The organism is Halalkalicoccus subterraneus (genome assembly GCF_003697815.1).
Classification (GTDB): domain Archaea; phylum Halobacteriota; class Halobacteria; order Halobacteriales; family Halalkalicoccaceae; genus Halalkalicoccus; species Halalkalicoccus subterraneus.
The window spans coordinates 15,977-39,588 of record NZ_RDQG01000085.1 but is presented as its reverse complement, the minus strand read 5'-3'; the positions used below and the strand labels follow the sequence as shown (position 1 = coordinate 39,588).

Below are 23,612 nucleotides of genomic sequence, written 5' to 3'. Positions count from 1 at the left end.
GTGAGTGTTCTCCACATGGCTAGGTAGCCTAATTCCAGTTAAAAAGAGAGCCTGCCACTGCAGCCACAATGAAACACGTTTCGAGTCGACTATATCGCGCGACAAACTGGAGACTGCCAGTGAGTTGTTCTTCGCAGGGACAGCTGCGGAAATCACGCCAATCCGCTCGGTTACTGATATCGCCATCGGCAACGGTACCAATGACCTTGTTACGGATGAGATCCAGTCTCGGTTCTTCGACATCGTTGCAGGTCGGACTGATGACTACGAAGAATGGTTCACTCCAGTGTAGGCCGGACTACGTGCTTTGAACACAGTGTCGGCACTCGGTAGAGTCGTCTATTGTCTGGAGTTGAAGCGGTGCCAACCTCGATCAGTGCCTTCAGACAGTTGCTTCGGTAAAGATGAAGCAGTCCCGGCTCCTCCTAAGAAGTTAGCCTATCAGCCAGTTCTCCGGTATCAGCAACGGTAAGATCCGGTCGGTGTATCCAGCCGCCGTACGGGTTCTCATGCCTGTTAAGGAATGCTCCGCGCATTCCGACCGCTTTTGCACCAACGAGGTCGAATGTATGAGAAGTTACAAATACTACCTCGTGAGGTGCGACATCGAATTCGTCACAGCACAGATCATACGACGCTCGGTGTGGTTTGTACGCGCCAGCATCAGCAACCGATACAACGCCGTCAAGCTCTGTCTCGAAGTTTGGACGTACCGCGTTGAGCATATCCGGATCACCATTCGAAAGCCCGACCAATTTGTACTCGTCACCTAAGCGATCCAGAGCTGAATCTACGTCCGGATAGGGTTGCAGGGTCTTCCATTGTCGGATGACTCGACGGATTTCCTCGTCAGGGACATCGAGACCGAGTTGCTCTAACCGGTAACTGAGCGCTCGACGGCTAATCTCCTTGAACGGAGTATGAGGCCCGGGAATCAGTGAGTCAATCATCGAGTCGCGGAAGTGCATCGCCAGATATCGTCGCAGTAAGATTTCTGGATCATAATCGCAGTCATGATCAGTCAGCAACTCATCTAATGCAGGGATTAGTGTCGATTCACGATCGAGCAGCGTATCCCACAGATCGAAGGCGAGAACGCTCGCTTCTTCTTGGATTGTCTCCGCAGCAATCTTGGACATTTGACGAGTAAATATACGAATTTATGGGTAATAATAGTATGTATTGTATGAACTATTGAAATAAGTGTAGCAATAGCGAATAATGCCAGCAAATTCACTACCGCATTCACTAATACCGAATACACCTTCGGCACAGTTACTGCAGCAAATATGCCGTTGCACTCGTGGTAACTAGAGAGCCGCCGATTTGCCACCAATTACTGCTGTTCTCTATCACCGAATTACACTAGCGAATAGAGATCACGTATATTTGAGATTGAGTGCAATATCTTCGATCGCCCCCAGTAATTTGTCACGATATTCCTCGTTTACCTCACCATCAGTCGCGATTCTATGAGCTGGCCCAGAGATACTAATAGCCCCGATTACTTGATCATCAACCGATAGAATTGGTGCACCGACAGCTATTAATCCGGCTACGGTTTCACCGTTATTCGTTGCAATCCCATCTTCTCGTATCGTTTCCAATTCTGATGCGAGTGTTTTTTCGTCTGTAATGGTATTCTCCGTCTGCTGTGGGAGGCCCCAGTGATCAATAATCTCGGTTCGACGCTCTTCTGGAAGATGTGCTAATATCGCTTTCCCTGAAGCGCATATATGGAGGTATCGAGGTTTTCCAAGGGACGTATTGTTCGGCGCTCCATGGACGCCTTCAGCTTTATCGATGTAGATTCCACGCCCCTGTTCCTCGACCATGAACTGGACACGCTCATTCGTCTCCTCAGCTAATCGCCTAACGTTTGTCTTGATACGATCAAGGCCCTCTACTCTCTTCTGCCCATGTCTCGCAAAATATAGAAATCGATTCGAGAGATTATATTTCCCGTCAACCATAATGAGATACCCGAGTTGGTGGAGGGTCGTTAGATGGGCGTGAACTGTACTCGGTGAATAATCGAGTTCCTCTGCGAGTTCGTTTACTCCCTTGGCACCGTTCGTTACAATATATTCTAGTATGGAGAACGACCGTTCAAGAGACTTGATCGTCTTGCTGTCCTTCGCGTGCATGCCTCACCCTAGTACACGACAATAGATAAGCCACATCTGTTATAGGCAGCGTCTAGTTATCGGTTTCTTACTTCCCTGGCAGGTGTACGCTCATCCAATGCTTGATTCGGCCGTTGTGTATTCTAGTAGTGGACGAAGAAGGCAGTCAACTGCCCCGCCCTAACGCTCGCTGACGCTCGCGTTTGAGGACGGGGCTTGTCCGTGGGACTCCCCCTCTGGCCGAAATTCGGCGGACGAACTGTCGTCACTCAGGTTTAACGTCCCGGACTTCAGAGCCAGTTGACCGTGGCTCAACCCCGAGGGGCGTTTGCCCTCGGGTACAGTTAGCAACTCCATCCCGATATTCTTCGCCGCGTTGTAGTCGCCGTCGTACTCTTGCCCACACTCGTTGCACGAAAACCACCCATCCGAACCGCGATTTGTAGACGATTGGTGGCCGCACCGCGAACACGTCTGCGACGTAAACGCGGGCGGGATGGGTTCGACCGAGATACCGTACTCGGCGGCTTTCCATTCGAGCATTTCCTGTAACTCGCGGAACGCCCAATTGTGCATCTGACGCTTGATGCGGTCGTTCCCGTTATCCATGTTCTCACGGATGTGGGTTAGCCGTTCGACGGCGATATACGAACAGTCGTGGGCGTCGGCTTCTTCTACGAGTCGCCGAGAAATGGTATGCAGGCGGTCCAAGACGAAGCGGTTTTCTCGGCCCGACAGTCGCGCAAGCGCCTGCGTTGCGGACCGAGTGCCTTTGGCTTGGAGGCTCCGGCGGACTCGGAAGTAGTGGTTCTGACCCCACAACAGTTCGCCACCATCAAAGAACGCGCCTGTACTGGTTACGGCGACGTTCTTCAAGTTCAAATCGACGCCCATCACGCGGTTGCCCTCCCGCTGTTCGACCTCTTTCAGGAGGACGATATGAAGGTAGAACGCGCCTTCGTCCTCGCGGTAGTGGAGCGTCCCCATCCGCTTCTCGTAGTTGTCGTCATCGAGGTACGACCGCTGGTAGTCACCGAGGACGTATTCGACGGCGACCCGTCCGTTAACCGTCGAGAGGGTCGCAGAACGGTCCTTGATGGTTAGCGTTCGTTTGTCGTAGACGGTGGACGGCTCCGAGAATCGGGGGAGCGGACGGCTGTTACCCTTCTTCCACTCGGCGACCGTCGATTTGAGAGCTTCGACGGCTTTCGAGTAGGCGCGAACGCAGAGGTTCGACGTGAGCTCGAGAAGAACATTCTTCAGCGCAATTTTTTGAATTGGGCATGAGGCGGGCCGAATCGACGCCCTAGGGACTGCGACCGCTACGATGCCGGTTGGTATCGGTAAGTTGCGCCATAAAACGGAATCTTTCCCTCAACCCATAAAGCACGTAGGTTGGGTATCTCACCAGTTGCAACGCGGATTCCGAGGGGGAAAGCTAGCCTAGCAGAGACGTGAACGCAGCAGCTCCGAAGTCACCGACTGTACGGTTTTCCATCGTCACCTACGGTGTGAGGAAAAACATCATCAGGACGATCAGCCCTACCGATGGGGATACCAGAGCTGGACAGCCGATTCGATAGATTAATCAAACCCGCTATAACCAGATAATACTATCCGATTATGACTTCGGAAATGATATCGGTTGATTCCGAGACCGGACTGTGGTGGTTGTTTGGAATCCTGTTCGTCTTGATGAGTCTAGCCGTGTGGCTTCCGGTCGAACCAATCGTTTGGGGGCTCCCGCTCTGGGCCGCTGCAACACTACTATTCATGATTACCGCAGCCTTCATTGCGGCGATAGCCGGTGTCCGCTACGAATGGCCTCTCAGGCGACCAGTAGAGGATGAGAAACGGTGAATACCGTCGTCATCGGCATCATCGCCGTCTATCTCCTCGTGACGCTAACGATCGGCTGGGCTGGCTACGTCCGCACCGGATCGACGCCCACGGAGTACTTCCTCGCGGGCAACACGTTGGGGGTCGTGGTGTTTCCTCTCACGATGTTCGCAACACTCATGAGCGCCTTCATTTTCCTCGGGAGTGCCGGCTGGGGCTATCAGCACGGGATGGCGTGGTTCGCTCTGTTAGGTGTTGAGGCACTTGCCGGGATTCCGCTTGCACTCGTCGGGTTGAAAGTCTGGCGCATCGGCCGCCAACGAGGGTATCTCACCCCGACCGAATATGTCGGGGACGCGTACGACAGCACGACAGTGAAGCTCCTGATCTTGGGAGTGCAGTTTGTCTGGGCGATTCCGTATCTCTCCATTCAGGCGATGGGAGGAGGGCTCCTGTTCGAAACAATCACAGAGGGAGCAATCACGTTCACCCAGGGAGCTATCCTCCTAACGCTTGTCACGACTATTTATTTGGGTCTGGGTGGGCTCAGAAGCGTCGCCTGGTCAGACGTCCTTCAAGGTATTGCGATGGTCGTCCTGCTCGTCGCCGCCTTCCTCTATTTGTTTCCGACGCTGGAGCCCGCGGGGACGACCGCGATGCTCGCCGAAACCTCGAACCACCTCGAACCCAGCGGCGATCTCGGATTCTTCACGCCCGGCGTCTGGGTTTCGTTTCTGCTGATGAATACGATGGCGATCATCGCGTACCCACAGATGTTTCAGCGATTTCTGGCGGCCGACGGCGAACGGGCATTCCGATCGCTATTGATCTGGTGGCCAGTGATGGTCATCGTGGCCGCACTAGTCCCGGTCCTGCTGGGGGTGTGGGGTGTCGTGACGATGCCTGGACTGGACTCCCCCGATACGATCCTCCCGGCGTTGCTCGCGGAGTACACCCCGGTGTGGATCTTCGGTATCATCATGGGTGGGGCGCTAGCTGCAATGATGAGTACCGCCGATAGCCTCGTACTGACGCTCTCTTCATTGGTATCTCATGATCTGTACCGGGCCCATCTCGCCCCGGCTGCGAGCAATCGACGTGAGACCTGGGTCGGCCGTCTTACGACCGTCGGCTTGCTAATTGGGGGGCTCGCACTTGCCCTGCCCCAGCAAGGAACGATCATCGACCTCGCGATATATTTCATTCAGGGGAACGCCCTCCTCCTACCGGCGTACATCGCCCCGCTGTACTGGTCGAGAGTGACTGCAACCGGCGCGATCGCGTCAGTCATGCTCGGCCAGGGGTACTTCCTCGCGGCTACATTCGGCCCTGCACCCTCGTTTATGTTCATGCCATTCCTCCCAGCACTCGTGCTTGCATGTAGCGGTCTCGTTCTCGGATCGCTTCTTTCCCCAGAATCGGAGCCGACAGAGTTCACCGCCCTCCTCGAATCATGACCATGACCGGAACCACCACGTGGACGAATCCGTACGGACCGGTAGATACGACCCTCAACGAGTGGATGCGACGGGTAATCGAAACGCACTTTGACCCCGACACCGGGACGCCGTTTTGGCTCGATTGGCAGGAGGCGCAAGGGATCGACGTTCGCGCCCGCGTTACCGGGTTCGACGACCTCACCGACATCTTCGAGCCATTCGACGAGGACGTTCTCCGGACGCTGCCCGTTGAGCAGTTCGCACCACGCTCGCTTAATGGGGAGCGGCGCGTCTACGAGACCGGCGGAACGACCGGCGCCCCGAAACGGGTGCTCATGCGGGACTACTGGCGCCAGCAGGCGGGTTGGATGACACGGGTCCTTGATCACTGGGAGTTCCCGACGGGCAACGTCCTCGGGGTCGCACCGCCCGGCGGTGCGAACAATGCCGGGACCTTCGTCCAGCATCTCGCGCATGAATGGGGTAGTCTCCCCTTCCACGTCACAATGGATCCACGCTGGGCGAAACGCCTCTCCGAGCGTCCGTCCCGCGGGGAGTTCGACGCATACGTCGATCACCTGCTCGAACAGGCCGAGCGCGTCCTCGGTACCCAGTCGATCGACGTTATGTTTACTACGGCCCGCCTGCTCGAGCGACCCGCGGTCCGGGATCTGATAGCTAATTCGGAGATCGACGGAATCATCCACGGCGGAACGTCCCTCGATAGGGACACGTACCGCGTCTTTCGGGAGAAGTGGTACGCCGATCAGACGCTTGTCGGCGAGTACGGTAACACTCTCATGGGTGTGGCACCGGAGGTACCGCCCACAATCAGTGCCCCTGAGGACCGTGGATACCATCTGGACTACGTCCCGTGTTACCCGCAGTTCGTTCCCGAAACCGTCGACAAGGACGGCGGCCTCGTCGACTACGGCGAGCGAGGGACTGTTCGACTGACGGTGCTCAACGAGGAATTTTTCCTCCCCCTATTCGAGGAGCGTGACGTCGCCACGCGAATCCCAGGAACGGATCCATTTCCCTGGGACTGGGTACGGACGCCCGCAACGGGCGAAGACGCCGAACAGGACGCAGTCGAGGGGGTGTACTGATGGTGCCGCTGCCGGCGACTGATCACCGATACGGGCTTGGTCCTACGGGAAAACGTCCCGCTCCGCCCGCGACCACGGCCGCGGTAAAATCCCCTCAGCCCCAATTCCGGATCCGCATATCGGTGAACGGGCACTGATGCTCCCCGTCGTCTCCAGTGGCGAGACCGAAACGGCTCGCACCATGCTTTTCGAGGCGATCGATGGGGAACCGCTCTACGAGGTGGCGCGAACGCCCCATGTCACCGTCCACGACGCCGTCTCGACGGCACGCGAGGACGGCTTCGACGCGTTGCAGGCGCTACCGGTAGGGACCCTGCTTGATCGGATCGCGACCGCCGGGCAGCTGTTCGTCGACGAGGGCGCGCCGGCGGCGAGTTCCACTACCTTTTGTGTCCCGTTCGACCGATACCAGCGAAGCGTCGTCAAGGCGACGGGGCTGCCGGCGGGCTGGGTACGGACGAGCGCTCACTGGCTTGCGTTCGGCCTCAGACACGCCGCCGAGTCGCTGCGTGCCCAATCGCCCACCGGCGCCCTCGATGTGTACGACGACCCGGCCTACACCCGGGAAACCGACGTCGGATTGGCGTTCACACCTCGTGTGCGGGTCCTCGGCGGGATGATGCCGTCGAACGATCCCGCGGTGTACGCTTGGCCAGCTCTCGCGCTTGCGATGAAGATACCGATCGTCCTCCGGCCGTCCGACCGTGATCCCCTGACGGCGATTCGACTGGCGCGCGCTCTCCGGGGTGCCGGCGTCCCCGAATCGGCGGTCCACGTGCTCCCAGGCGATCGGTCGATCGGTGAGACCGTGTGTCGCGAGACCGACCACGCGATGACGTTCGGCACCGAAGACGCGGTAGGGTCGTTTCGGACTGAGCCGAGCGTCGAGACGTACGGGCCGGGACAGAGCATCGCCGTCCTTGCCCGTAAGCCGACGGAGCAAGAACTCGATTCCCTCGCTCGTGGCGTGCTCCGTTCGGCCGGACGGGCATGCTATTGCCTCACTCGGATCGTCGCGACGGGCGAGTGTAACGGCGACGTGCTGGCCAAGCGGCTCGCCCGTCGGGTCACGGAACTGAGCGGACCGACATACGGATCATTAATCGACGAGCAGGCCACCGTTCCGGGATTCGCCCCGGATACGGCTGAACAGGTAACTAACGCTATAAGGCGTATTCCGGGACAGGACGTCACCGCCGCGTACTGCGAGCAGCGCCTCGTCGAACGAGACGGTATCGCCCGGTTGCGTCCGACTGTCTTTCGAACGGATACGCTGGTCCCCGAACTCCCATTCCAATTCGCCGGCGTTACCAACCGCGAGTCCGACGCCGTCGTGCCCCCCGATGGCGCCTACCTTGCGGTCGTGGTCGGGAGCGACGACCTCGAACGAACGCTGGTCCGCTCGCCAGCGATCGCGAACGTGTACGGCGGGCGGTACCCCGCGTCCGTCGATCTCCGGGAAACACACGAGACATATCTCACCTCGTTCCTCTATCGGACGACAACCTACGATCCGAGCTGATCGAGTCCCGAGCCGCCCGTAGGGTTCGATTGGTGGCGGCCCGTGCTCAACTGAGCGACATCCCGCCGTCGACATGCAGTATTTCGCCGGTGATGAACTCGTGGGTCGCGAGAAACCGCACTGCGGATGCGACCTCCTCCGGCGTCGCCTCATACCGATCGAGGAGCGTATCAACGGTGTGGTGGCCACGAAACCGGCGGTCCTCGAGCGAATCGGTGATCGTGTCGTTCATCGGGGTGTCTACCGGTCCGGGTGCGACGGCGTTGACGCGGACGCCATCTGGGCTGACTTCCCGCGCGAGCGATCTCGTAAATCCTAGCAGGCCCGCTTTCGCGGTCGCGTAGGTCGTATCGACGGTACCGTGGACCGCCGCGACACTGCTGATGTTGACCACGCTTCCATCGTTCTCTCGAAGCAATTTGATCGCCGGTGTCGTGACGTTGATCGCGCCCTCCACGTTAACTGCGAGCACGTTCCCGATGCTATCGGGTGCCTCCTCAACCGGCCCGGGATTGACGGCCCCCGCGCCGTTGACCACGACGGCGACCGGCCCTAAGGTGGCTGCTTGTTCGACGAGTGCAGCCGCCTCTTCGGTATCGCGGATATCGGCCTGGACGATCGTCGCTCGCTGACCGTGCTCTCGGACCGCTTCGGCAGCCGCTTTCGCTCCCGCTTCGTCTCGATGGTATGCGACAGTGACATCGAACCCCACCCGGGCGAGCGTCGGAGCAACCGCACGCCCGATCGCACCCGAGCCACCGGTCACAAGAGCTGTATCACCGTTGGGCATGATAGACAGTTGCCAAAGTCGGCACCTCTCGGATTAATCCCGTCGATTTCTGGGGCTCCGTCGAAATGACTTTAGACGCTTTTCATCGCGATATTTATCGTATATGTTTACGGGAGATGGTAAATAAAGAGAAAGAGATGAGAGCCAACTACGCGTATCCGCCTGCTTACTTCTGAGAAGTGGGCTACCCGTCGATTCATCGTCAGAGACACGGTCACGAACCAACCGGCTGTTGTCGTTCGCCAGTAGCTTGTCGGGAAGTTCGCTTGACGGCCTCTCGAGGAGTACTGTAGTGATTCTCGGATTGTAGCGCCTGCTCCAAAACCTTGTTCAACATACGGAATGGGCAAAGAATTTGAGCTTTACAGCCACCAATGAGACACGCACAACGGACCGACTATTCACGCCGACGTTTCGATCTGTTTCGAAATGGTGGCGATCTCAGTCTCAATGAAAGGCTCAAATAGTGTTGAACAAGGTACTGTATGAAGAGTCTGATTGAGATAACCAACCCAATCACACCGTGGTGTGATACGCGTCCGAAGGCAGAACCAGCAAATTCGTTTCTCCTCCCTCTACTACTACTATAACGGGAAGAGGGTGTTCGGAGTTGTGACTAGGAGAGGAGGGCTTACCCGGGGTGGTTGTCGTCGGCTCTGCTCCTTGTTGTTGTCCCGTTGTTAGGACATCACGCTCTCCGTAGGGGCGTGCTCACTATCCCGATCACAACGATCGTGATAGCGGTCGGCCGCCTCTTCGTCGACGACAACGAGCTTCTTGCCACGCCGTTTCGTCTGCTCGACCTCGTCTTTTCCAAGTTTTGCGAGGAAATCCATGACGCGGGCCACAGTTTGCGTGTGAGGCTTCGACCCTTCGGCGGCAGTGATGACCTTCGCAATCGTCCGGCTATCGAGCACGAGCCCAACAGGTGCCTTCTCGGCGTAGTCGCGCACGTCACGTGCGATGAAGCGAGCGCGTTTCTGATTCGTCGTGAGCTCGCGATCGGCGACGTGCTCGGGGAGCGTACAGATCCGTTCTAATGGTGTCTCCGTGGTCGTGGTCTGGGAGCCGTTCTCCTCGGGGTCGATAGTCTCCATGGGCGTCTCCTGAAGCGTTGTTTCGAGCTCGTCGGTCTGTTCTTCGACATCGGTAATCCGTCCGCGAACGTCGGCGAATTCCGAGCCGGCAAAGCGCTTGTACTCGGTGAGCTCTGCCTCGAGTTCCTCGATGCGCTCGTCTTTGCGTTCGACTTCGGCTTCAAGCTGCTCGAAGCGGTCGGTGAGCGCCTCGAGCTGTTCATAGACCGACTCAAGCGTTGGCTCATTGGTCGTCGCGGACTGGTCGGTGGCGGTGCTCTCGGTCGTTGTAGTGTCGGTCATTGGAAACAGGATGATGATGAGACGATCGCGGGGCCCGTCTCGTGGCTGGCAAGCGTTTCGACGACGTGGCGCAGCGGGGTGATGACACGTAGAACACAGACTGGGACAGGCAAGGCTCTCGGTGGGCGTACAGCGCTGGCGCTGTGCGAAAGCCCGCCCATTGTGGCGCGGGTTACTCCTGGCTCTGGTGGAGCGGTGTCCGAGCGCCCGTGCGTGTGGCCGGACTCGTCGCGCGCTGAGTGTCGGTGATCGCGGGGTCGCCGTCGGGAGTGGTCTCCTCGGCGGCGTCGGTCGGATCACCCGTACATGCCCGGACGTGTTGGGGCCACGCGCTCATCCCGATCTTGGTATTGCAGTGGGGACAGGACTTGGTCGCCTGTTGGCCCTCGCGGGCGATCTGGCAGTTCTCGCACCGGCGGGCCGTACTCGCCTCGGCTTCTTCGAGTGGGACCGGCGTGTACTGAGCGTTCGTCTCGCAGTTACAGAGGGGCTGGCCCTCCCCGTCGTCGATGTGATAGACGGCGCTGGCGGGGTTCTGGATGTGGGTATCCCGCAGGAGTGCTGTCGGGGGGTCGTCGGCGTGGGCTTCGGCACTGCCTTGGCTCGGGGCGCTTGTATCGAGCGTCTGGATCTCGCCGAGTGTCTGGAACTCACGCTGGGTGCGAACGTCCAGCGTTCGGGTAAGCCGGGTTTGGAGGAGGTGTTCGCTTAGGCCGAGCGTTGGATTGGTGAGTTCCTCGGGGGTGCACTGTCGGCAGTAGATGCGTTCGATGGCGAACGTGGGGGCGTCTTCTTGACGGGCGGCATAGATCGTGACCTGTTCGCCTTCTCTGAGGGTTCGGTTGCAGGCCGTGCAGTTGGGATTGGTTTGGGAGAGTCGCGCGCCGGCGAACAGTTGGGTGGTGTCGGTGGGAATTTCGGTCAGCATTGGTCGATCACCTCGCACTCGTCGGCGTGGAAGGTCTCGCGGTGGAGGTCCTGCTCGCGGATGGATTCGCGTTCGCAGGACTCACAGCGCCAGTAGGTGGTGGCGTTTGCAACCGTTGGGGGTTCGGCGTGGGGACCCGTGATTCGGTGCGTCTGTTCGGAGGCGATACTGTTTTCTGCGGTTGAGTTGCTAGTGCTCATTGCTTCTCCCTGGCGAGAAGCATGGTTCGGTGCCACAAACACCGGGCCAGATCAGTTCTGGCGAAACCATCCTCCTCAACTACTAGTGTGGCTTAATGCTACTTTAACTTTGCGTATTGCGAAGTACTAGTGCAAAGTATTATTGCAAAGCAGATACTAATACCCAAAGCGCCTATGCGCAATTGTATGCCGATTCAACTGACTGAATCTATGGTCGAGTTACTTGACTGGTTTGCCGGCCAGCCCTGTTCTTGTGCAACTGTTGGTCGGATTGAGAACGAAGTTGATTGGTCGCGAGAGACGATTCGAAATAATCTTAAGCAACTGATCGCAGCTGATTATGCTGAACAGATGTATGCACCAACCGGTGAATACCGACTAATAGAAGATCCTCGAGAGTCAAGAGATCATTCCTGATTATATACTGAAATAATAAAATTGGTTAGTGGGAGGGAGAGGTGTGTACTCATTTGTAACGGGAGAATCGGAACGGAAAACAAATGGCACAAATTGAACAAATATATTCGCAACATATAGTATATTATTTTATATACGGAATTATTAACTTCTATCCGTTTTCGAGATACTCGTTGATTGTTTCTCCTCTCTGCTCCGCGAACATTGCCAACATATCGTCAATATCCGCAGATAACTCAAGTCCTTGAGCTTCCGCGGCCTCGTCCAACTGCTTGAAGAAACTCGCTGGCGGGTAGCGCTCATTTCGAGGGAGTTCCAACCAGCGTAGATACTCCGTGACGAACTGATCTACAACACGGGTCGCGGTGACAAACCGCTCCGCCATACCCCGTTGCCGCAGATCTCCAGCGACGTGGACATGTACTTGCCCGTTCACATTGAGACTGGCCTGAATGTAGCGGTCGTCTAGCTCGAATTGTCCACGTAATTTTTCGAATTGATTTTCCGAGAGCAAGGCTGCGTGTATTAGACTACTGGTCACCAGCTCGTCGCCATCAAGTGTAATATCACGACCAAAGGTGTCAGTATCGCCGACCATTGTAGCACCGGTCAGTCGAATCGGTGTAATCTTGTCGAAGCGGGCAGTCGTATCATGCCAGTGGCCCGCATAGATCCACAGGAAGAACGCAGGTTCGAACTCAATTGGCAAGAGACGACCCTCGCGGCCGAGGTTTTGCTCCATTTGTTGCTTGATATTTTCAGTAAACTGATGTGGGCCGCGTATTAGTAACCGCTGGGGAGACATCGCCGCGATATCGGCCTGAGTGGTGTTGATCTGATGGACGTCGACAACGGTGTTGCTGTCGGGGTCGATGGCTTCAATACGGGCCCCAAGTTGGTACTGCGTAAGCCGAACCGCGCTCAAGGTCGGCGGAAGCTGCATGTGCGTTTCAGCGAGTTCGGCACTGAGATGGGCGACAAGGTCTTCGCGTTCATAACACTCTGGATGGGTCGTAGACAGTCCACTGCGACCGGGGCCGTTAGGGAGCGCTTCGAGTAGTTCCTCAACGCTCATCTCAGGTCCTCGGTACTCGTATGCGTGATACCTTAGCTGGCCTGTGTAATCGAACGGAGTAGCGTCAGTAGCCATCGTTAATCAGTCACCTTGATTTTTAGTAGTTCGTTACCGTCTCGCTTTAGTTCATCTGGCGGGAGTGGTCCGCCGGTATCGTTCTTCGAGACATCATACACGTAGACATACGTGTCGGGACCACCTGCGAGCCGGCCGATGCGCTCAATCTGCAGGATCGGTGTGACGATATCGTTATTCATCTCTCGGTCGAACCGAAACCCCTGGTTCTTAGGATAGGCAGATATGTCAGTTGGCAGCTCGTCGCCGAGCGTGAAGGTCACGCTGTTGCTTGGCGAGTGTAGTTGGATATCCATTGCATCGACTTGCCCAGGGATGCGTAAGATGAGCGCAATATCGTACGGTGTCTTGCGTTCAGCTCGGAACGTTCCGTGCTGGGCTTCCTCAATAACGCGGGCGGTGGGCCGAATTGGGAACCAGCTCGCCTCGTAAATGAACGATCCCGAGCGCCAATAGAAGCGGAAAGGTTGAATAATAAAAACTATCGCCAGCGCGAGGGCAGCGAAGATGAAAAACAGATCATTAGCGACACCCCGACTGACGTTTCCGTACAGAGGAATTTGTGCACCGGGAAGAAGTCTGACACAGATCCCGGCGATTATCCAGCAGACAGTCGTAAGCACAGTCGTCCGAGCGTACTCCACTGATTCACGGTACGCCGCAATGAAGAGCTTGAATCGTGCCCCGTATCCGGAGGGCCAAAGTGAGCGACCAGAGGTGATTATTCGCTCAAGAACCATCTACTGAGCTAGAACGTCTGTCTCGAACCGCTGGAGAATAAACTCGTATAATTCGTCGCTGTTGGTGGCAACCTCTAGGTGGCCGTGATCGTAAATGACGCTAACCGGATCACCCCAAGGAGCCTCGAATACGAGGTCGGCGAAGGCAATAGGATACTCGCCATCGATATCCTCGAAGGAGATATTCTCGGACTCTGCGTACTCGGTAAACGAGACGTCCTCGCTTTGAATCCGTAGCGTGAGCGAGCTTACCCATTCTGCGGAATGGATAAACGACCAGATGCCTTCGCGGGACGGATGAAACTGGTCGTGAACAGTAACATCTTCTCCCAACTCGTGGTCCAGTCGCTCGTCTAAGGCGCTCACAATAGACCGGAGCTTCGCTGATCCGCTCTTTTTCTGGACAAACAGGACACGAGAGCCGCGACGGAGCTGAAACGCTACTGACGCAGAGGCGATCCCCAAGAAGCTCTCGTCTTCATACTTGAACGTACCTTCAAGAATGCTCTGTTCAGGGTACGGATACTCGTCACGCGGCCGAATGTAGACTTCGTCTACCGTTCGAGAATGGACGAAATACTCGGTAATCGGAGACTCTCCAGGGAAGTCTTGTGAGTCAGCGCCATCAAATCCGACCTGTCGAACGCTGCTCTTACTCACTGGCATCTCCGGGTACTGAGTCTATGATGGCCGACATAATGGCAGTTTCGAAACGGTGAGTAGGTGTCATAGTTGTCTACGAGAAGTCTAGGTGCTTCCAGTCATCTAGCGATTCCTTGCGCTTGGCCACCTGTTTGCGGACAAGTTCCTTGTCAAAGTCAATTGAAACGTTTTGATCTTTCGCGTTATCATATAGCGTTTTCGAGAACTCCGGAGAGACGAACTTCTTGTCCGGATCGAAGTACTCCCATCTCTGTTGTGCTTGAACGAGGTTTTGGACAAATTGAATTCCCAAGAGTGCCCGTTCAAGCTTGGAGGCGGCACTGATGGCCTCTTCTGCGCGTATATGTATTCGACCGGAAGCACTAATGTCGGCAATTAGATACTCGCCACCAATATCGAACTTCGCTTCAAGCCCGATGGGTAGCATTCCGTGGAGGAGACCTGCAATCACTTGCACAGACTCAACGGCGTCAGTAGAGCCGGTCACCCGCGTTTTATCTCCAAACGTGTCTCTGATGTCGGCCTGCTGCTTCAGTTGAATATTCTGAATTCGAAAAATACCAATATCTTTACTTATTGGGTTCGAGTTGTTGTTTTGATATATAAGCCAGAACAGAAACCACGGGTCGAAGTCGACAGGCTTGATGCTAAGAAGGCTTTCAATCTTGTCATTAGTAATGCCTAGCGCATGATAAATCGCTTTCATCGCTCGCTCCCGATCCGGCTTTGCACCATGAACCAAGAGCAGTGATGTAAGATTCCAGTAGAGATATGCTGAGTGTTCTTCAATCTCCTCACCGCTGATTCGCTGGTTATCCTCAGTCAGAACAAGTGTCTTCCCAGTGAATTCCTCCTTAACGTACTCTAAGTCAAGCATATCCGAGACAATCTTAGAATGGATCGGTTCGGAGAGCTTCGCGTTCTCTGCATTGAAGTCGTACCGTTCAAGGGCCTCCGAGAATCCGATGTGCCGAAAGCCAGATTGAGGGCCGCCGCTTGTTGACGCCGCTAATTCTGGAATTTGAGCACGAATGCGCTCTTTGGCATCCTGTTGATTGAGATCATTAGACGGACTCTCTTTAAGTGTTGATGTGTAAATGCCGTTGAAGAGTAGCTGACCACTGTAGCTAAAATCTGGTTTTTCATCTTCAGCTGCCGACTGCATCGATTAATCCAAGTACCCACTTACATAATAAACCCTCGTGTAGAACGTTCTTTGACGCGGGATGAACCGAACTTGACTGAGCCGCAGCTCTTGATTTCCGTGGAAGCTAATTACAACGACCAATCTTGCGGGTACTACTCTTAGCGATAAATTCCAGGGAATGTGTAGTTTGGTCCTCGTCTAGGTTTCGAAGACTGTATTCATTGTCAAGATAGCCGCCGAAAGTTCCTGCCGATTTCTCCTATCAACAGGTTCATTACTATTCGATAGAAGTAATCCATTCATCAGAATATATTTGATCCCCAATCATGAATAGTTCTCGTCAAATCGCCTCGCAGCCCCCTGAACGTGGGCAACTCATACAGGTTCGGAATCGGCCAGCACTCGTAACAGGAGTGACGAACTCGAATAGTCAGGAACAGCCCTTGAACTTAGTCACTGTCGATTATCTCGATGGTCATGAGCATCCCCAAACTGATCAAATTCTGTGGGAACTTGAACCCACCTCTGGATTTTTAGAGAATGCTGGCTGGCCGAATATTCCACAACAACAGCCCGATCAACCACAATATTATGATGCCTATCTAGATTCTGTCCAATGGACTAGTCTCCAGTCCATTCAATCTCTTATCGATTCGAATGAAGATTTACCATTAGTCTCACCATGGGCATCAGCAATTCAAATCGAAGATTATCAACTGACGCCACTATTGAAGGCGATGAGCATGCCCCAGGTTTCGCTTCTTCTCGCAGACGACGTGGGGCTCGGCAAGACGATTCAGGCCGGTTTGATCGCAACGGAACTCATTCTTCGTCGGCGGATCAAACGGATCCTTATCGTTTGTCCAGCCAGTCTTCAGGTCCAGTGGCAGGAGGAGATGGAGGAGAAATTCCACCTCAACTTTACCATTCTCGATGCTGACGAGGCACGTCGTACGCAGCGTGAACTCGGGAGTGACGTGAATCCGTGGGCAGTCCACAACCACATCATTACGAGCATGGACTACCTCCGACAGGAGGTCATCTACCAGGACTTCGAAGCGAGTGCGAAAAAACGTCAAGAGGAGATGGGCGGCACCTTCGCACCGTGGGATCTTCTCATCGTCGATGAGGCTCATCACTTCGCGCCGAAATCCACGCGTGACGAGAAGGTCCGTACACAGATGATGCGGCGTCTCACAAAGTGGTTTGAGCATCGCCTCTTCCTCACTGCCACGCCACACGACGGCTATACCTCGCACTTCCTTGGGTTACTCGAACTGCTGGATCCCATTCGTTTCATCCAAAAACCGAGCCTCTCCGAAACGGACCGCCGACATCTCGATACCATCATGTCGAGGCGGCTAAAGAGGGAAATCAATCAGGCATCGACTATCGACAGATTCCCCGACCGGCACGTGAATGGCGTTCCTGTCGATCTGACGCCAGAGGAAAAGCAATTGTTCGAAGCCCTGCGTGAGTACCGTGATCGGGCGAAATCAGAACTCTCCGAGCGAGGAAAGCAAAAAGAGAACTGGGGACAGTTCATATTCACAATTCTCAATAAGCGACTCCTCAGTTCGCCGTACGCATTCGCTAGAACGTGGTGGCGTCACGTTGGATCGCGAGAGTTCTACACCACTGAACAAGAGCTGCAACAGACCTTCGACGAGGTGGAAGAGGATATCGAAGACGATATCGAGCGAGAGGATCGTGAACGGCTTGCAGCAGCCGAAGGTGGCTCGTGGCTTTTCGAGGAAGCACCCAGCTTGGAGGACCCTGCTGAGGTGGTAAGCGAAGCTCTACGCAACCTTGGGTGGACGGCAGAAGTCACAGCGAAGGGTCCTGAGACGGGACTCGACATTCCAGATTCGAAGGCTGACGCACTCGTTCAACATCTCAAACACGGATTCCCAACAGAAAACCTTCAGCCGCTTCTCGGTGCCCCTTCCGATCCGAAAGACGATGAGCGCCTTATTCTCTTTACTGAATACAAGGACACGCAAGATCACGTCTTAGCTCGACTCGAAGATGCTGGCTACAGCGGTCACACTGTGCAAGCCGTCTATGGCGGGATGTCGCGGACGGAGCGAGATGATATCAAGGAAGCATTCAACGATCCTGATTCACCTCTCCGAATTCTCGTGGGGACGGACAGCGCGAGTGAGGGGTTGAATCTCCAGCGAATGTGTCGTTACGTTAGTCACTACGAGATACCGTGGAATCCGATGAAACTTGAACAACGCAATGGTCGCGTGGATCGCCACGGACAGGAACGTGACGTCGGTATCTTCCATTACACGAGCGATGAGCAGGCCGATCAGCGCTTCCTCGCGTATGTGCTGAATAAGGTTAATGAAGCACGCGACGATCTCGGTAGCGTTAGCACAGTCATCGATAGCGGTGTCCAGCGTCGGTTCTGGGGCGGTAGCATCGAACAAAGTACGCTAGATGACCGCGTTGAACGAGTCCGTAGTGACGATCCCGCTAAAGAGGACCTTGAGGAACTTGATGCACCCACGCAGGAGGAGTTCTTCGAAGCCAAGCAGCAGTTCCAACAGGCAAGTCGCGAGTACGACCTGACCCCTAGCTCGATACGGAATGTCGTCAACTCGTATCTCGAACTGCATAATGCAGATCTCCAGCAGAATCGGAACGGATACCGCATCACTGGTGCCCGCGGACGACTCAAAGAGTTCCTAACTCGAAATCTCGCTGATGCCCAGGAGTCGATGCCCGAGCTCGTCTTCGATCCGCAAACCTTCATCAACGAGGTAAACGGCCGGGAGATCTATCGGCCGCAGAAAGGCTCCCGTTTGATCCGTATCGGTCATCCGCTCGTCGAGACGAGTATGTCGTATTTCCGCCGGGCAATCTGGGGCCAGGAAGACGATATCAACCGCTGGACACTCGTCGGCTACAACCCAGATATGGGACGGGAGGCATACGTCGAGTTCCACTACTTACTGACTGCACGTAACCAGCTCCAAGAAGTCGTACACGCCGATGTCGGGTCGTGGTGGTTCCACGTCACACCTGATGGCCTCTCAAGAGCGGAGAACCCGCCGACGGTAGACAATGAGCGAACACTGGATGAGTCGACGATGGTCGAGTGGTGGAACGATCTCCGCCCTGCTTTCGTTAACGTTGACCTACACGTCGAACCCCTCGAAGAGAACCTCCGACAAGAGACGCGAGAAGAACTCGAGTCAGAACTCGACGCCGCAGGCGAGGATGCTCGCGAACAGCTCGAAGAAGAATTCGATCAACGGATGAAGGAACTCGAACAAGACCTCACCGATCAGCGGAAGGAACGACTGCGCGAGGAGCTTGCGCAAGCCGAGGAGAAAGCACAGCAACTCACCTTTGACCCCGAAGAGAACGTCGACCGTCAGCGGCGCGTTGAAGAATTACGTCGCCAGCTGTCCGAAGAGGACCTGCAAGTGTGGGAAGAAAACCAGCGGCTCATGAGAGAACGACTCGAGCGTGAGAACGAACGATTCTTAGAAGAAGTGCTCCCGAAACGCTACACGCTGGCTGATGAAATCGACGTCACCGAACTAGGCGCAAAACTGTACGTCCCTGTTCGAGGGGGTGACGCACAATGAGCGCTGTCGAAGTTGTCCAAGAGGACGAACCCAACGCCTGGTGGACGACACTCAAACATCAGGGTGTCCTCCTGAGTCCAATCGTCCTCGAGGAGATCTTCCCGGATGGACCGCCAAGTCTCGGCGAGCGTGAGTACGAGACGCTCAGGCGGTCGTACAAGAGTTTCCGGAACGACTCTGACGAACTCTACGACTGGCTCGACGTCGTTCTCGAAGACCTCCTTGGCCATTCGAAGTCGTGGTGGATGAAGGAGACAAATGTTCCCGCAGAGTTCCGAAGAGGGGACCTCCGACCGAATCGCGTCCTTCTCAATCAGGACGACGAGGCTCGGGCGATGGTGTGGATCGACACCGATCGCGTCACGGATGATAACGGTGACCCGGATCAGATCGGGATCTACAGCGGGAAGCGAACCTACGCAAAGTTCGTTCGATTACTCCGGGAGACTGGAACTGATATCGGCATTCTCACAAATGGCCATCAGTTCCGCGTCATCCACGCAACGCTCGACCACGAGAGCTGGACTGAATGGGATGCACAGGCGTGGTTCCAGGGCGGCGAGGGTCGACGAGCACTCCGTGGGTTCTACGGTTTGCTAAGGGACGACGTCCTCCCGACGCCGTCCGAGGACGAAGAGGAATCACTTATTGGTCGGATCAAGGCCAGCCGAGACCGGCAGGCAGACCTTTCGGACGTGATGGGTACGCAGGTTCGCGAGGCGGTCGAACTCCTCCTGAAAGACCTCGACGCGATCCTGATGGAGATGAGTGAGGAGGAACGCGAGGAGATACTCGCACCGTTGACAGAGCAGGATCTCAGTCAGCGTGACGAACTTCGCGCTCGCTACCAGGCTGCGATTCGAATCGTAATGCGACTCGTCGTTGCGCTGTACGCCGAGAGTCGCGAGCTATTCCCGAAGGGCAACCCAGTCTACTACAACTCGTACAGTGTCGAAGGGTTGTTCCAAGATCTTCGGGAGGCCCGCATCGAGGAAGGCGAGGACACGCTCGAAAAGCAGTACAGTGCGTGGCCGCGTCTGCAGGCCCTGTCCCGTCTCGTCTACTACGGGAGTCCGCACAGCGATGTCCCCCTCCGCGCGTACGGTGGTCGTCTATTCCGACCGCCCGGTGAAGACGGGGATGATGACGTGCTCGCAGGACTCGCTGTATTCGAGGATGACGATATCCGACTGAGCGATGCGACCATCCTCGAAGTTCTGGAGAAGCTGAAGATCGCCGAGTTCAAGAGTGGCGGACAGCGCCGCACCGGCCCTGTCGATTTCAGCGATTTGCGAACCGAGTACATTGGCATGATGTACGAGGGGCTGCTGGACTACGAACTTCGAGAGGCGAGTGAGGAAGATGGAGCTATCGTATTTCTGAACATTGGGGACCAACCAGCACTTCCGTTTAGTGTTCTCGAAGATCTAGATGAGGACCAGATAAATACTTTAGTTGATAACCTAAAAGGCGATGCCTCGGGGTCTTTCCTCGGCGACGAAGAGGTGTCAGAAAGTGACTTCGATGAAAATGAGCCTGATGATGTTTCGGAGGGTATAGCTAATGAGATAAAGTTCGGGGATGAGTTAGAAGAAAGAGTCCATCGGTGGGCGAAACGAGTTGTGGAAGAAACGCAAGTGTTCATGCCTCATCATAATACCGTCCGTGCGATGGATCCTACGACCAAGGAGAAATATGAAAACAAAGCTGCGAAGCGCGTAGTTGATAAGATTGTTCGCCAGGGTGGTACATATCTTGTGAGTTACGGAGGCACTCGAAAATCAACGGGAACCTTCTATACTCCTCCTGAACTAGCAATTCCGACTGTCAAACGGACACTTGAGCCGCTTGCATACAAACAGAGCGATAACTCAAAGGTTCCCAAGACCCCCGAAGAGATACTCGAGTTGGAAATTTGTGATCCTGCTATGGGATCTGGAACATTCCCCGTAGCAGCATTAAATTATCTCACAGAAGCCCTCAAAGAGTCCTTTGAAGAATACGTCTTCCCAGAACTTCGTGAAGGCGAGCCAGTTTCTGCTCCACTTGGTGAGACTGCAAAGGGATATCTGAATGAACGGTTGCTCAATATCCATATGGAGGAGGACGAAAACTGGCAGGGCCGACTTGAAATTCAACTCAAACGTTCGGTTGTTGAGAGATGCATCTATGGTGTTGATATTAACCCACTAGCAGTGGAGCTTTCCAAGCTCAGTCTTTGGATTGAGACACTTGATTCGGATCTTCCATTTACTTTCTTAGATCATAAATTGAAGACCGGAAATAGTCTTATTGGTGCTTGGACTCAAGAATTTGAATCATATCCAATTGGAGCATGGAATAGAGGTGGAGGTGACGGAAGATCTGGAGATAATACAAAGAAAATTAAACAGATACGTAAGGAAAAAATTGAGCCCGGTATCGAAATAATAGAAAAACAACGACAATATCAAACACACTGGTTCAAGAAAACTAAAACAACTGATATTAAATCGAGTCTTGCTGACACATATAGCGAAATGCACGACTTGATTGATGAAAACGAACGAGATCAAAAATATCAAAAAGAAGTTCTGGAAAATGCTGGCTCTAACCGATTAAAAACCCGCATGGATCGGTGGTGCGCTCTTTGGTTTTGGCCAATTGAGAAACTTGATTCCGCGCCGTTACCGCAAGATTGGGAGGATCCGCCGTCAGATGAGGAGCGTAAGATTATTGAAGAGATTAAATCAGATTCAGATTTACAGTTCTTCCATTGGGAATTCGAATTCCCGGATGTCTTCTCTGGGCAACAAATCGGTTTTGATGCAGTCTTGGGGAATCCACCATGGGATATTGTGAAGCCACAGAGTCGAGAGTGGTTCCAGCGCTATATTCCACATGCTCGCGCTTTAAAGCGCCGGGAATTCAATCAGAGACGGAACTCTCTATTAGAGAACTATGGTGATATAAGGACCGAATGGTCCGAGTATAGAGCAAAAATCAAAGCTCGAAAACATTGGATAAAATCTGTGGGAAGACCAGATAGTGTATTCGGAAAAAAGTCAAATATTGGTCAAGTCCGGGATTTTGCCTCACATGGGAAAGGAAATATTCAGACTTCAAAGGCGTTCATGAGCCATTCTCTAAATATTGGTAAAAATATAGGGATGTTGTTGCCTTCAAGCGTTCGATTTGCACAACGAGCATCCAAATTGCGAGAGGCTTGTTCAAACAGAGGGCTTTCTTGGGTTGCCACCATCGAAAATCGTGCCCCAGACGGAAGAAAGGCTTTTGGAGCAAATTTCGACAGGTTTTCTATTCTAATATGCCATCAAAACTCTGAAGAAGTACGAATAACTCGTCCTATCCTTGACTTCCGTGAGTGGGCGGAGCAAGATATACGAACTATCATGGTGGGTTCCGATTTTATTTCCGAATTTTCACCAGAACTAAATAGCTTCCCACCTCTATTTGATAAAGATACAGCGAAAACCATCTTGAAAATTTGCAAGAATGCTCCTAGGGTATACGACTTAGTGGCAGAAGGGACTTTGGAATTTGGCCGGGAATATCATTCAACAGACGATGCTAACAAATTCACATCAATTGATGCTTCTAACGAAGACTTCACATACGGTGTGGTGAATGATGGATATTTGCCAGTAATTGAAGGAAAGGACTACTGGCTAGGAGTCACACAAGCAACGGTATCCGATAACCGATGGCCAACGTCATTCCCTGCCTCTAATGACTGGGTTCCAATTGAAGAATATAAAAATAGCCACGGAAAAGTCGAGAATATACGGCTAGTTTTCCGAAACACCGGAAATTGTCAGATGGAGCGATCGTTCTGTCCAGGGGTTTTACCGAACTGGCCAATGGTCAATAGCGCTACTCGTGCCATGATGCCAGATGAAAGTATTGAGACAAAGCTCGAACTCGCCGGTGTTATGCAATCTCACACTTTTGATTATGTCTTCAGACGCCGAATCGATGCTAATCATAACAACTGCTTCGTAAGGGAACAACCCCTACCCCAGTTCAGCTCGAAAGAATCGAGCTTGCTTGCTTCACTTATAGCTAGTATTGTCTTCGACGCGGAAATGTACGCTCCTTATCGATACTACTTATGCCATATCAACCCTGAAGTAGTTCAACTTCCGTTAGCGATCTCTGATGTCTCGGAAAAGGTGATCCGAGCAAACTGTGAAGCTCTTGTAGCGAAAGGTTATGGGTTATCTAGTGAGGATCTTAAACATGTCTTGGCTGAGACTGAGGATCCCCGGTCTTTCCGTTTAGTAGACTCAGAAATAAAACAGAATTGCTTATCTGCATACAATTACTTGGATGAGAATGATATCGATTCATTTTGTCAAAACCCCTGGAATATACCCACGTCATCCACAACTCATGAAGGTTGGAACCCTTCGCCTGATATTTCTACCCTTAAAGAAACCACGAAACAGGTCCTGACATCTGACCAAATGAAAGCCCTTGAGAATGAATTACGGTCGAGTTCTGGTTCTTTTTCAGTGATTTGGGATTCACTATTAAAAAAATGAACGTCCAGATGGTT

The 23,612-nt window shown here is 54.1% G+C and carries 16 protein-coding genes and 1 pseudogene; 6 read left to right on the top strand and 11 right to left on the bottom strand.

Going from position 1 to position 23,612, the window contains the following annotated elements; genetic code table 11:
- Positions 1–82 precede the first annotated feature (82 nt).
- Positions 83–292 (top strand): annotated as a pseudogene (locus EAO80_RS20480) (branched-chain amino acid transaminase); the annotation flags it as partial.
- Between the two features lie 133 nt (positions 293–425).
- Here the strand turns inward: EAO80_RS20480 and EAO80_RS17465 are convergent.
- From EAO80_RS17465 to EAO80_RS17455, 3 genes are all read right to left on the bottom strand, one after another.
- Positions 426–1,139 carry a haloacid dehalogenase type II gene (locus EAO80_RS17465; RefSeq protein WP_122091118.1) on the bottom strand — a complete coding sequence of 238 codons (714 nt, stop codon included), beginning with the start codon at positions 1,137–1,139 and terminating at the stop codon, positions 426–428.
- Positions 1,140–1,379: 240 nt separating this feature from the next.
- Positions 1,380–2,147, bottom strand: coding sequence for an IclR family transcriptional regulator (locus EAO80_RS17460; RefSeq protein ID WP_122091117.1), 768 nt, complete (start codon positions 2,145–2,147; stop codon positions 1,380–1,382).
- A 159-nt stretch (positions 2,148–2,306) separates the two neighbouring features.
- Positions 2,307–3,389 carry an RNA-guided endonuclease InsQ/TnpB family protein gene (locus EAO80_RS17455; protein WP_245998728.1) on the bottom strand — a complete coding sequence of 361 codons (1,083 nt, stop codon included), beginning with the start codon at positions 3,387–3,389 and terminating at the stop codon, positions 2,307–2,309.
- A gap of 593 nt (positions 3,390–3,982) precedes the next feature.
- Here EAO80_RS17455 and EAO80_RS17445 point away from each other — a divergent pair.
- The 3 genes from EAO80_RS17445 (at position 3,983) to EAO80_RS17435 (ending at position 8,035) form a co-directional block, all read left to right on the top strand.
- Positions 3,983–5,422, top strand: a complete 1,440-nt coding sequence (locus tag EAO80_RS17445) for a sodium:solute symporter family protein (RefSeq protein WP_122091114.1) — start codon at positions 3,983–3,985, stop codon at positions 5,420–5,422.
- A 2-nt stretch (positions 5,423–5,424) separates the two neighbouring features.
- A complete protein-coding gene (locus tag EAO80_RS17440) occupies positions 5,425–6,513 on the top strand; it encodes a phenylacetate--CoA ligase family protein (protein ID WP_245998697.1) in 1,089 nt (362 codons plus the stop codon).
- Positions 6,514–6,649: 136 nt separating this feature from the next.
- A complete protein-coding gene (locus tag EAO80_RS17435) occupies positions 6,650–8,035 on the top strand; it encodes an aldehyde dehydrogenase family protein (protein WP_122091112.1) in 1,386 nt (461 codons plus the stop codon).
- A gap of 46 nt (positions 8,036–8,081) precedes the next feature.
- Here EAO80_RS17435 and EAO80_RS17430 read toward each other — a convergent pair whose 3' ends face one another.
- From EAO80_RS17430 to EAO80_RS17390, 8 genes are all read right to left on the bottom strand, one after another.
- Positions 8,082–8,825, bottom strand: a complete 744-nt coding sequence (locus tag EAO80_RS17430) for an SDR family NAD(P)-dependent oxidoreductase (RefSeq protein WP_245998696.1) — start codon at positions 8,823–8,825, stop codon at positions 8,082–8,084.
- A gap of 680 nt (positions 8,826–9,505) precedes the next feature.
- Positions 9,506–10,204, bottom strand: a complete 699-nt coding sequence (locus EAO80_RS17425) for a hypothetical protein (protein ID WP_122091110.1) — start codon at positions 10,202–10,204, stop codon at positions 9,506–9,508.
- Between the two features lie 172 nt (positions 10,205–10,376).
- Complete coding sequence (locus tag EAO80_RS17415; protein WP_122091109.1) at positions 10,377–11,132, bottom strand: hypothetical protein; 756 nt, start codon at positions 11,130–11,132, stop codon at positions 10,377–10,379.
- Positions 11,126–11,332, bottom strand: a complete 207-nt coding sequence (locus tag EAO80_RS17410) for a hypothetical protein (protein ID WP_122091108.1) — start codon at positions 11,330–11,332, stop codon at positions 11,126–11,128. The genes EAO80_RS17415 and EAO80_RS17410 overlap by 7 nt, the downstream gene beginning before the upstream one ends.
- Positions 11,333–11,900: 568 nt before the next feature.
- A complete protein-coding gene (locus EAO80_RS17405; RefSeq protein ID WP_162994066.1) occupies positions 11,901–12,824 on the bottom strand; it encodes a hypothetical protein in 924 nt (307 codons plus the stop codon).
- A 77-nt stretch (positions 12,825–12,901) separates the two neighbouring features.
- Entirely contained in the window at positions 12,902–13,522 is a 621-nt protein-coding gene (locus tag EAO80_RS17400) for a hypothetical protein (RefSeq protein ID WP_162994065.1), read from the bottom strand.
- A 117-nt stretch (positions 13,523–13,639) separates the two neighbouring features.
- On the bottom strand, positions 13,640–14,299 hold the full coding sequence (locus tag EAO80_RS17395; RefSeq protein ID WP_162994064.1) for a hypothetical protein: 660 nt from the start codon (positions 14,297–14,299) through the stop codon (positions 13,640–13,642).
- Positions 14,300–14,375: 76 nt separating this feature from the next.
- Positions 14,376–15,467: a hypothetical protein gene (locus EAO80_RS17390; RefSeq protein WP_122091104.1), complete on the bottom strand. Its 1,092-nt coding sequence runs from the start codon at positions 15,465–15,467 to the stop codon at positions 14,376–14,378.
- A 308-nt stretch (positions 15,468–15,775) separates the two neighbouring features.
- Between EAO80_RS17390 and drmD the strand changes: the two genes are divergently transcribed.
- Both drmD and EAO80_RS17380 read left to right on the top strand, forming a co-directional pair.
- Positions 15,776–19,054 (top strand): DISARM system SNF2-like helicase DrmD, encoded by a 3,279-nt coding sequence (gene drmD, locus EAO80_RS17385; RefSeq protein WP_122091103.1) that lies wholly within the window; start codon positions 15,776–15,778, stop codon positions 19,052–19,054.
- Complete coding sequence (locus tag EAO80_RS17380; RefSeq protein WP_122091102.1) at positions 19,051–23,598, top strand: Eco57I restriction-modification methylase domain-containing protein; 4,548 nt, start codon at positions 19,051–19,053, stop codon at positions 23,596–23,598. The genes drmD and EAO80_RS17380 overlap by 4 nt, the downstream gene beginning before the upstream one ends.
- Positions 23,599–23,612: the final 14 nt, after the last annotated feature.